This window comes from Paenisporosarcina sp. P4_E4_2, from assembly GCF_056401595.1.
Window position 1 is genome coordinate 1 of sequence record NZ_JBFUJC010000497.1, and the last position, 1573, is coordinate 1573.

Here is a 1573-nt window from a genome sequence, read left to right on the forward strand (position 1 = left end):
AAAATGATAGGGGCAACCTTGTGAGCGGGATGATTCTGTCATCTCGCTCATTTTTTTATATAATGGTGGTCGTTTTTGTTTGATAAAGTTCGGCGACAATTCCTCGTTCATAATTCCTTGATGAAAGATTGGAGTCAATGCCGGCGACACCGGTGGAATGAGCCACGTCCAATCCCCTTTTACTTCTCTTTGTTGCTTTTCTTCTTTATCACGAAACGTTTGAAATTGCTGTGCCGCTGTATAATGGTCGACAATCTGGACTCCAGCCTTTTTATACGATGCATACACTGCATGTTGAAGTTCCACTAGGGCTCTGTCCCTCCAGAACGTTGTCGTACTTGATGTATCAAGCTCCAACTGTTCTGCGACATCTCTCAATCGATTGTAACGATAAGAATCTACTAAATTTCTTGCTGCGATTTCTGTCTCCATATACCATCCGTTAAAAGGAGCGGGATAACGTAATCCGCCAATTTCCAAATATCGATCCGAAATGATTGGCACCGCATACCATTTCAGATTAAGTGGTCCCCAGTTTTGATGAACAGGATGATTGATTTCCACTTCAAGAATTTCTTCTTTATTTAATGGTACCATTATTGGATTCCCTTCATCCCATTGGAAAATCACGGGCAATAAATCGTACGGACTGCCCTCACCTTCCCAACCAAGATTTTGGGCTATTTTTGTTATCTCAATCGAAGCTGGATCACCTACAACATCACCTGATTCCAATTTGTACCCTGCATAGCGGATCAACTGATGACTCCACAATTGCACTTTTTGCGGTTCATTTTGTTTAAGTGGCGGAAAAATGGTAATCGTAGACCGAATTTTCCCTGTATTTGTAGCGTGTTGAATATGTTTATGCAGATATCCGGCTACTTCATCAGACGACTCCACATCTCTTGCATCTAAAATATCGAGACTTTCCCAAAACAACCGTCCAATGCATTTCGTACTATTTCGCCAAGCAAGCTTTGCACCATACGTTATTTCCTCCAGTGTATGTGTATAGGTTCCAGTCGCTCTTATTTCACTTTCTACACAACGCTGACGGTCATTTACCACTTCCATTGAAAGTCCATTCTCTTCTCCATATTGAAAAATAAATTTAGCTGCCTCTTCAAGCATTGAATGGTTCATGTTTTTCATCCTTTATGTTTCTTTATCCTTATAGTGTAGTTAATATTTCTATTCTACACAAAGGATTATCGGTACACATTACCTTGTTTTTAAGGAATGTGACTTAAAAGTGGCGAATCCCTATAAAAATCATCTACAATAAGAAAGGAAATTACTTAGGAGGAACTGATAAATGTCTTTATTAAACGAAATTCTTTCTTTTAACCAAAAATTCGTAGCTGAAAAACAATACGAAGAATTCATTACAACAAAATTTCCGGACAAAAAAATAGTTATCTTAACATGTATGGATGCCCGGTTATTTGAATTATTACCGAAGGCAATGAACTTTAAAAACGGTGATGTGAAAATTGTAAAAAGCGCCGGCGCTGTAATTAACCATCCATTCGGTGGCATCATGCGTAGTTTACTTGTAGCTGTATATGAA

General features: G+C 38.7%; 2 protein-coding genes. One reads left to right on the forward strand and one right to left on the reverse strand.

Going from position 1 to position 1573, the window contains the following annotated elements:
* Positions 1-1146: nitric oxide synthase oxygenase (locus AC1DSB_RS19055; RefSeq protein ID WP_477532010.1), on the reverse strand; the 1146-nt coding region annotated here is incomplete at its 3' end.
* A gap of 172 nt (positions 1147-1318) precedes the next feature.
* On the opposite strand from AC1DSB_RS19055, the gene AC1DSB_RS19060 reads away from it, so the two are divergent.
* Positions 1319-1573 (forward strand): carbonic anhydrase (locus AC1DSB_RS19060; RefSeq protein WP_477587395.1); only part of this gene is annotated, 255 nt, incomplete at its 3' end.